The following is a 1,263-nucleotide window of genomic DNA, read 5'->3' on the forward strand; positions in this document are numbered from 1 at the left end:
CCCACAGGATATGCGCAAACTCTGTGGGAGCGAGCCTGCTCGCGATGAGGTCGGCCCGCCAATGCACATCTAGAATCGATCGCTACAACAACGGCGCAACAATCGGCTCTTTGCGCGGCCAKGCATCCAGCACGGCCTTGAACAGGGTGGCCAGCGGAATCGCGAAAAACACGCCCCAGAACCCCCACAGCCCGCCGAACAGCAGCACTGCGCAAATGATCGCCACCGGGTGCAGATTGACCGCCCCCGAAAACAGCAGTGGCACCAGCACATTACCGTCCAGCACCTGAATGATCCCGTAGACCGCCATCAAGTAGATGAACTGATCGCTCCAGCCCCACTGGAACAACGCAATCAGCAGCACCGGCACGGTCACCACCACCGCCCCGACATACGGCACCACCACTGAAATGCCAACCAACAGCGCCAGCAGCGCGGCATAGTTGAGCCCCAGGGTAACGAAGCCGATGTAGGTCGCCCCGCCGCAAATGACCATTTCCATGACCTTGCCGCGAATGTAATTGGCGATCTGCCGGTTCATTTCTTCGGCAACGCGGGTGATCAGTGCACGCTCACGCGGCAGATACCCGCGAACCCACTGGCCGATCATCACCCGGTCCTTGAGGAAGAAAAACACCAGAATCGGCACCAGCACCAGATAGATCATGATGTTCACCAGCAGTGGCAAGCTGGACAGCGAGAACGTCAACGCCCACTGACCGAACTTGCCAATCTCGCCGCGCGCCACTTCGATGGCTTGCAGCACCTGTTGATCGGACACCAGATGCGGATAGCGCCTGGGCAGCAACAGCAGCAATGACTGCCATTTGGCGAGCATGCCCGGCAGTTCGTTGAACAAGGCAATCAGTTGATGCCAAAGCAACGGCAGCACCACGACCAGAAATAGCAGCAACATGCCCATGAACAACGCGAACACCAGCCCCACCGCGGCAGCACCCGGCAAATGCCAGCGCTCGAGTGTGCTGACCAGTCCTTGCATCAGGTACGCCAGCACCATCCCCGCCAATACTGGCGCGAGCATTCCCCCCAGAGTCAGGACCGCGGTGAAGGCCAGAAAGAGCAGCACGGCCAGCACCACGGCCTCCTCATCGGAGAAGTAGCGCTGAATCCAGTCGCGTAACACTTTGAACATCAATATTCCTCAAGAATGAACGCCGCACACTCAGGCTTTTTTCAGCCAATAGCGAAAAACGCCAGCCTCATCCTCTTCATGAAGCAGCGTATGACCGGCCAAACGGGCAA

Annotated in this window: 1 protein-coding gene and 1 pseudogene; both read right to left on the reverse strand. The window is 58.6% G+C overall.

What is annotated here, in order from left to right; all coding sequences use genetic code 11:
* Window positions 1-82: 82 nt before the first annotated feature.
* A complete protein-coding gene (locus tag AC1DH9_RS29360; protein WP_427536710.1) occupies window positions 83-1,153 on the reverse strand; it encodes an AI-2E family transporter in 1,071 nt (356 codons plus the stop codon).
* 30 nt (window positions 1,154-1,183) lie between these two features.
* Window positions 1,184-1,263 (reverse strand): annotated as a pseudogene (locus AC1DH9_RS29365) (sulfurtransferase TusA family protein); the annotation flags it as partial.

Source organism: Pseudomonas sp. 05T35 (genome assembly GCF_056396605.1).